Source organism: Mesorhizobium sp. M2C.T.Ca.TU.002.02.1.1 (assembly GCF_003997225.1).
The window spans coordinates 1-7,205 of record NZ_RZTO01000271.1 but is presented as its reverse complement, the minus strand read 5'-3'; the positions used below and the strand labels follow the sequence as shown (position 1 = coordinate 7,205).

The window sequence follows — 7,205 nt, the reverse complement described above, 5'->3', positions numbered from 1 at the left end:
GATCGCCGCCGGTGTCTTCCTGGTTGCCAAGGACCGCGCAGCGAGCGGCATCGTCGGCGGCTTCAACATCGAGCGCAACATCAGCCTGCCGTTCCTCAGGCGCATGTCGGGCTTCGGCGTCATGAAGAAGCGCGCCGAGCGCGTCGCCGCCCGCCGCCAGATCGACGAGCTCGGCATCGTCTGCCGCTCGGAGAAGGACGAGCTGTCGGCGCTGTCCGGCGGCAACCAGCAGAAGGTGATGGTGGCGCGCTGGATGTCGCAGGCCTCGCGGCTCTTCATCCTCGACGAGCCGTTCCAGGGTGTCGACATTTCGGCGCGCCGCGACATCGCCGCCAAGCTCAGGGCAAGCGCCGACAGCCGCGCGACGCTCATCTTCGTCACCGAGATCGACGAGGCGCTGGAGACCGCCGACCGCATCCTGGTGATGTCGGAACACACGATCGTCGGCGAGCACCGCAACGCCGATATCGATCTCGATCGGCTGCTGGCGCAAGTGGCCGGCGGGCCGCTGCATAGTGCCGCGTGAGATCGTGCGGATGACGAGACTTGGAGTGCAGGCATGAGTTCCAGTTTGGCGGAGAGGGCAACTGCGCGGGAGCGTTCGATGACATTGCGTGACTATGCCATCCGCTACGGCTTCATCGTGCTGCTGGTCGGGTTGATCGCCTATTTCGCGATCGCCGCCGACGGCTTCGCCTCGCCGCAGAGCGCTGTCTTCATCTTCCAGTCGGTGGCCATCACCGGCGTGCTGGCGCTCGGCGTCACCGCGACGCTCGTCGTCGGCGGTTTCGACCTGTCGATCGGCTCGGTCGCCACCAGCGCCATGATGGCGGCGTCCTACGCGATGGTGGTGCTGGAGCAGAACGCCATCGTCGCCGTCATCGCCTGCCTGGTCATCGGCGTCATCGTCGGCCTGATCAATGGCTGGCTGATCGTCTATATGCGCGTGCCCGACCTGCTGGCGACGCTCGGCATGATGTTCCTGCTGCTCGGCCTGCAGCGCATCCCGACGGAAGGCCGCTCGATCGCCACCGGCATGACCATGCCCGACGGCTCGGTTGCCAACGGCAAGTTTTCGGAAGCCTTCCTGGCGCTCGGCCGCCACCGCATCGACTTCTTCATCCCGAACCTGATCCCGGTCTCGGTGGTGGTGCTGGTCGTGCTCGCGCTGCTGATCTGGTTCTTCCTCGAATACACCCGCTTCGGCCGCATGATGTATGCCGTCGGCTCAAACGAGAGGGCTGCCGAGCTCGCCGGCGCGCCTGTCAAGGCATACAAAATCTGGGCCTATGTGATTTCGGGAGTTTTTGCCTCGATCGGCGGGATTTTGCTCGCTGCCCGGCTTGGACGCGGCGACATCGCCTCGGGTAATAATCTCTTGCTCGACGCTGTCGCCGCGGCGCTCATCGGCTACGCGGTGCTCGGCGCCGCCAAGCCGAACGCCTTCGGCACCGCCGTCGGCGCGGTGTTCGTCGGCGTCCTGCTGCAAGGCCTGACGATGATGAACGCCCCCTATTACACGCAGGATTTCGTCAAGGGCGCGGTGCTCGTCGTCGCCCTTGTCTTCACCTTCGCCCTTTCCGGCAGGGGCAAGAGATAGTTTCGACCGGGGCATTGAGACAAAACGGAGGAAAACGAAGTGAGCATCACAAGAAGACTTTTGGGGAAGGCGGCGCTCGGCCTCGCCGGCGCGGCGCTGCTGATGCAGGGCACGGCTTTGGCGGCGGACAAGCCGGCGCCGTTCGACAAGCCGGGCGTCAAGATCGCGCTGGTGCGCTACCTTTCGACCGGTGACTTCTTCCAGGCGTATCTCTCCGGCGTCGAGGCGCAGGCCAAGGCGCTCGGCGTCGACCTGCGCGTGCTGGACAGCCGCCAGGATGCAGCGCTCCAGGCCGACATGGTCGACCAGGCGATCGCGCTCGGCGTGCAGGGCATCATCATCCAGCACGGCCTGACGGAATCGATGAAGGACGCCGCCCAGCGCGCGGTCGACGCAGGCATCAAGGTCGTCGCCTTCGACGTCAATGTCGAGAACCCGAAGATCCCGCAGATCGAGCAGTCGGACAAGGACCTCGCCAGGCTCGCGCTCGAGCAGGCGGTCAAGGACAATGGCGAAAGCTGGAAGGCAGGCTATGTCTATGTCGCCGGCATCGCCCCGCTCGACCGCCGCAACGAGACCTGGGTGGACGTGAAGAAGAAGTATTCGGGCATCAACGAGGTCGCCATGTTCGGCACGCTCGACAACCCGATCGCCAACTCGGTCGCCAACCAGGCGCGTTCCGTGCTGCAGGCGCATCCCGACATCAAGGTGATGTTCGCGCCCTATGACGAGTTCGCCAAGGGCGTGAAGATCGCCGTCGACGAGGCCGGCCTGAACAAAGGCATCAAGATCTATTCGGCCGACATCTCGACCTCGGATATCGCCGCGATGCGTGAGCCGGACAGCGCCTGGGCCGCCACCGCAGCCACCAACCCGGCTGTCGTCGGCCAGGTCTCGGTGCGCGCCCTGGCACAGCTGCTCGCCGGCGAGGATCCCGGCCACAACGTCATCGTGCCGCCGACGCTGATCACCCAGAAGGAGCTCATCGACAAGGACATCAAGAACATGGAAGACCTTTCGGCCAAGCTGCCGCAGTTCGCCCATGCCGATGTCGCGATGCCGGCCTGGATGCCGAACCCGAACGCCAAGTAAGGTTCAGCTCATCACAAATGAAGAGAGCGGTCCTGTGGGCCGCTCTCTGTCGTTCTATCTGAGCCGCCCCGGGCCTCATCGCTGCCAGAACGGCAGTTTGGCGATCTCCGCCTCGACCTCTTTCCTCGTCAGCCCGATGTCGTCGATCAGATGCGGATTGTCCGTCGCGATCCGCTTGAGCTCGAAACGGAAATAGGCCTGTTCGCGGCGCAACGCGATGAGGCTGCGCAAGGCCGCCAGGCTATAGCGCCGGCGGCTCTTGATCTCGGCTGGGCGCGCCGCCAACGGTGCGCAAGTCGCAAGAATATCGTTCATGGCAACCTCCATGCAGTAGAGGGTTTGGAAACCCGTGGTCTGATTAAGATTGCAGTGTGCCGCAGCCAGCCGGCGGCGTAATTAAGCCCTCCCAAATAGTTCTCAAAACTTCCAAATCGGCTATAGATCGCCGCATGCAGCGATCGCGCTTTGCCTTTGGACCGTTCGTGCTTGACCCGGGCGCGGGAACGCTGCTTCGGGGCGATGTTCCCGTTGCCGCAGGTCACCGTGGGCTGAAGCTGCTCGAAGCGCTCGTAGCGCGCCCGGGCGAGATCCTGGGCAAGGCCGAGCTGATGGACGCGGCCTGGCCTGGCACGGCCGTCGAGGAAGGCAATCTCACCGTCCAGATCGCGCAGCTCAGGAAACTGCTCGGTCCGGCGACCGGTGGCGGCGAGTGGATCGCCACGGTGCCGCGCGTCGGCTATCGCTTCACCGGTACCGTCGAACAGTCTGGCGCCACGCGCAAAACCTTGCCGTTGCCCGACAAACCGTCGATCGCCGTGCTGCCCTTCGTCAATCTGAGCAACGATCCCGAGCAGGACTCTTTCGCCGACGGCCTGACCGAGGACCTGATCACCGATCTTTCCCGGATTCCGGGCCTGTTCGTCATCGCCCGCAACTCGGTGTTTGCCTATAAGGGCAAGGCCATGGACGTGCGCGCCATCGCCGGCGAGCTCGGCGTGCGCTATCTGCTGGAGGGCAGCGCCAGGCGCGCCGCCGGGCGTGTGCGCATCAACGCGCAGCTGATCGATGCGCAGAGCGGCGAGCATCTCTGGGCGGAGCGGTTCGATCGCGGCCTGGAAGACATTTTCGCCGTTCAGGATGAGGCGACCGCCAAGATCGTCGAGGCGCTGCTCGGTCGATTGCGCGCGCCGCCGGTGCGCAACCGGCCGAAGAACCTCGAAGCCTATGATCTCGTCGTGCGGGCGCGAAAGATGTTCGACGAGTCGCCGCAGATGGCGCGCGAGGCGCATCTGATGCTGACGCGCGCGATCGCACTCGATCCCGACTACGCCGAGGCCTATCGCTGGCTCGCCATGAATTACTGGATGAGCTGGGTGCATTGGGGCGAGCCGTTTGAGCCTGCTCGCAGCACAGCCCTGGAGCTGGCGCGCAAGGCCGTGGCGATCGACCCCAACGATGCCGGTTGCCGCTGGGTTCTAGCCAACCTTTTTGCCTATGAACGCGACTTCGAGCAGTCTGAGGCGGAATTCGCCAAGGCGATCGAGCTCGACCCGAACGAGGCCGATATCTGGGCGACATTATCCGATATCGATGTGCTGGGCGGGCGGATAGACGAGGGCCTCGAGCACATCCGCAAGGCGTTCCGGCTGAACCCATTTCCGCCGAGCTGGTACTATCTCACACTCGGCCAAGCGCAGTATGCGGCCCGCGATTACGAGGCCGCGGTTGAGACGCTGCGCCGCGACGAGACCTATCGCACCAGCTCACGCCGTTTCCTGGCGGCAGCTCTGGCGCAGCTCGGCCGCCTGGACGAGGCGCGCACCGAGGTTACCCTGTTCCTTGTCGGCAATCCGCATTTCTCCACGCAGCGCTGGGTCGACACGGAGCCGTTCCGTGACGACGCGACACTCAGGCATTTCGTCGACGGCTTCCGCAAGGCCGGCCTGCCGGAGTGAAGCCGGCATGACCTCAGCGGCCGGCGCGCGCTAACCCGTGCGCCACCAGGCGGTCGATGACCTCCGGGTAGCTGACGCCGCTGGCCGCCATCGCCTTGGCGTACATGCTGATGTTGGTGAAGCCGGGAATGGTGTTGAGCTCGTTGATCAGGAAATTCATGTCCGGCATCAGGAAGAAATCTACACGGGCCATGCCGTCGCAGCCGAGTGCCCGGAATGCCCTGGCGGCCATATCGCGCATGGCGGTCTCGACGTCCAACGGCAGCTCGGCCGGCACGATCAGGGCCGCGCCGTTCTCGTCGATGTATTTGGCGTTGTAGTTGTAGAAGCCGTGGCTTTCCGCGGGCACGATCTCGCCTGGACGCGAGACGAAGAGCTCGCCCGCGGGGCTCTCCAGCACGCTGAACTCGATCTCGCGTCCACGAACGAATTCCTCCGCCAGCAGTTTGCTGTCGTGCTGGAACGCCTCTGACAGCGCGCGATCGAATTCCTGGCTGCCATTGACCTTTGCCACACCAACCGACGAACCCTGCCGCGCCGGCTTGATGAACAGCGGCAGGCCGAGCTTGTCTTCCAGATAGGCAAGCGACGGCGGCGCAGCTTCATCGATCGTCACCGAGCGGGCGACAGGCACGCCCGCCGCGTTCAGCAGCCGCTTGGCGATGTCCTTGTCCAGCGCCGTGGCCGAGCCGAGGATGCCGCAGCCGGCGAGCGGCACGCGCGCCACCTCGGCCGCTCCCTGCACCGCGCCGTCCTCGCCATGCAGGCCGTGCAGCACCGGAAACAGGATGTCGAGGGCGGGCAGCTCGCGGACCGCGTCGCCGGTAGGGATCGCCAGCATCCGCCCATGCCCGCCCGGCGCTAGGCAGAGCTGTGTGCCAACCGACGGCGTCGCCAGCGCGCCGTCTTCGAAGCGGCTCAGCAGCCATTGCCCTTCGCGGGTGACGAAGATCGGGACCGCATCGTATTTCGCCAGGTCCAGCGCGGCCATCACGTTGGCCGCCGAAAGCAGCGACACCTCATGCTCGGCGGAACGCCCGCCGAACAGCACACCGATACGAAGTCTTTTTGCGGGCATCGACAACTCCACCAATGATCAGGGTTGGAGCTCGCATGCGAAACACCAGACATCCCCTTCAACCGTAGTAAGCGGAGGATTGGAGTGGGACTTTGACCGGTTGCAGCAGTTTTTCAGCAGAAGCGCGAAAGGCGCTCCGTTCTGAGAGGCGATAAAACGAGGAGAGCGGTTCGTCGTTTTCGTGAAACGACGAACCGCTGCAACGGTATTCGTCAGCGCAGCGCCGCCGCGATGTTGCCGCCGTCCACCGTCGTCACGTCGGCGGTGGTGCGCTCGGCCAGCGCCTGATGCAGGAAGGCCTGCGCCACGTCATCGGCCGTCACTTCCTGTCCGAGCAGATTGCCGGACATGTATTCTTTCTCCGACACGCCGCGCGCGCCGGACCGGCTGGCGATCATGGCGTCGGTCAGGAGGCCGGAGCGGATGCGGTCGGCGTTGACCGCGTTGGAGCGGATGCCATAGGCGCCGTAGTCAAGCGCATATTGCCGCGACAGGAACAAAGTGGCGGCTTTCGGAATGCCGTAGGCGCCGAATTTCGGGCCGGGATTGATCGCCTGCTTCGAGGTATTGAAGAGCAGCACGCCGCCGGTGCCCTGTTCCAGCATGATGCGCACCGCGTTCTGCGCCGCCGACTGGTGGGCGAAGAAGTTGAGCTCGAAACTCTTGCGCAAAGTGGCGTCATCCAGTTCGCCGATACGGCCTTCCCAGGCGGCGCCCGCATTGGAGACCAGGATATCGACGCCGCCATAGACGGCGACCGCCTTGTCGAAGGCGGCGCGCATCTCGGCAGGCTTGGTGATGTCGGCGCCGACGCCGATCGAGCTGTTGCCGGCAGCCTTGGCTGCTTCCGCGGCCTTGGCAGCGTCGAGATCGACGATGACGGCATGCGCGCCGTTGGCGGCGAACAGCTTTGCCGTCGCGGCGCCGATGGCGCCGGCGCCGCCGGTGATCAGCACCACCTGGCCGGTCAGCGGCTTCGGCTTGTTGGAGGCGAGCTTGGCCTGCTCGAGAGACCAGTATTCGAGCGGGAAGAGATCGGCCTTGGAGAGCGGATGGAAATTGCCGATGGCTTCCGCACCGCGCACCGCTTCGATCCACATCTCGCCGACATCCGACGCGATCTTCGCATCCTTCAGCGTACGGCCATGGCCGAACATGCCGAGACCCGGCACCAGCGTCAGGCGCGGCATCGGGTCGAGCATGGTGCGCTTGACGTCGTCCAGCGCGTCATTGGTCTCGAAATAGGCGGTGTAGTCCTTGACGAAGGCCTCGACATGGCTGCGCACCACGCCCTTGTAGTCGCCGAGCTTATCGGCGTCGGGCGCCGGCACCGCCATCGGCCCGGTCTTGATGCGGATCGACAGGTCCGGCGTCGACACGCCGCGGCCGGCATAATCGGCGATCTTCGCGGAATTGATGAAATCGACGATGGCGTCCGAGGTGCGGAAGTCGCTGATCATGCGGTCGAAGCGGCCTTCGC

Annotated in this window: 7 protein-coding genes; 4 read left to right on the top strand and 3 right to left on the bottom strand. The window is 64.9% G+C overall.

The features are described 5' to 3' along the window. From EOD07_RS16195 to EOD07_RS16185, 3 genes are all read left to right on the top strand, one after another. Positions 1-526 (top strand): ATP-binding cassette domain-containing protein (locus tag EOD07_RS16195; protein ID WP_164772280.1); only part of this gene is annotated, 526 nt, incomplete at its 5' end. A 78-nt stretch (positions 527-604) separates the two neighbouring features. Beyond that, complete coding sequence (locus tag EOD07_RS16190) at positions 605-1,600, top strand: ABC transporter permease (RefSeq protein WP_040988532.1); 996 nt, start codon at positions 605-607, stop codon at positions 1,598-1,600. Between the two features lie 39 nt (positions 1,601-1,639). Then, positions 1,640-2,692: a substrate-binding domain-containing protein gene (locus EOD07_RS16185; RefSeq protein ID WP_041009015.1), complete on the top strand. Its 1,053-nt coding sequence runs from the start codon at positions 1,640-1,642 to the stop codon at positions 2,690-2,692. Between the two features lie 75 nt (positions 2,693-2,767). Here EOD07_RS16185 and EOD07_RS16180 read toward each other — a convergent pair whose 3' ends face one another. Further along, a complete protein-coding gene (locus EOD07_RS16180; protein WP_116390176.1) occupies positions 2,768-3,007 on the bottom strand; it encodes a DUF1127 domain-containing protein in 240 nt (79 codons plus the stop codon). A 134-nt stretch (positions 3,008-3,141) separates the two neighbouring features. Here EOD07_RS16180 and EOD07_RS16175 point away from each other — a divergent pair, with 134 nt between their 5' ends. After that, positions 3,142-4,647 (top strand): winged helix-turn-helix domain-containing tetratricopeptide repeat protein, encoded by a 1,506-nt coding sequence (locus EOD07_RS16175; RefSeq protein WP_127236184.1) that lies wholly within the window; start codon positions 3,142-3,144, stop codon positions 4,645-4,647. A 13-nt stretch (positions 4,648-4,660) separates the two neighbouring features. Here EOD07_RS16175 and EOD07_RS16170 read toward each other — a convergent pair whose 3' ends face one another. Continuing rightward, positions 4,661-5,725 (bottom strand): D-alanine--D-alanine ligase family protein, encoded by a 1,065-nt coding sequence (locus tag EOD07_RS16170; RefSeq protein WP_127236183.1) that lies wholly within the window; start codon positions 5,723-5,725, stop codon positions 4,661-4,663. 212 nt (positions 5,726-5,937) lie between these two features. Continuing rightward, the coding region (locus tag EOD07_RS16165) for a bifunctional aldolase/short-chain dehydrogenase (protein WP_127236182.1) at positions 5,938-7,205 on the bottom strand (1,268 nt) is incomplete at its 5' end.